Origin of the sequence: Streptomyces hilarionis (assembly GCF_024539675.1) — a bacterium.
Classification (GTDB): domain Bacteria; phylum Actinomycetota; class Actinomycetes; order Streptomycetales; family Streptomycetaceae; genus Streptomyces; species Streptomyces hilarionis.
This window is the reverse complement of record NZ_JAHHIT010000560.1, coordinates 1-344: the sequence shown is the minus strand read 5'-3', so window position 1 is coordinate 344 and position 344 is coordinate 1. Positions and strand designations below refer to the sequence as shown.

Annotated in this window: 1 protein-coding gene; it reads right to left on the bottom strand. The window is 67.2% G+C overall.

Annotated features, from left to right (window positions below):
* Positions 1–344: aldehyde dehydrogenase family protein (locus KMS84_RS44215; protein WP_256921483.1), on the bottom strand; the 344-nt coding region annotated here is incomplete at both ends.

Here is a 344-nt window from a genome sequence, read left to right as displayed (position 1 = left end):
GTCACTGGTCAGCACTTCGCCTTCCAGACGGCGCGCCCATTCGGCCATGTAGTCGAGGTAGTCGGCGGTGAAGTTGACCTCCACCAGCGCCAGGCCCGGCACCTTGCCTTGCTCCTGGGTGATTATGCGCGCCAGGCGGTCGGCGTTGGCGCGCACTTTGTTGGCGATCTGGCGCAGGTAACCGGCGCGTTCGATGGCCGGTTTCGCGGCCCAGCCTTTTTGCGCCTTGCGCGCGGCGGCGATGGCGCGCTCGACCTGCACGGTGGTGGCCTGCGGTACCCGCGCCAGCAAGGCGGCGTCGGCCGGGTTGTACACTTCGATCAGCTCTTCACTGCCGACAAAGG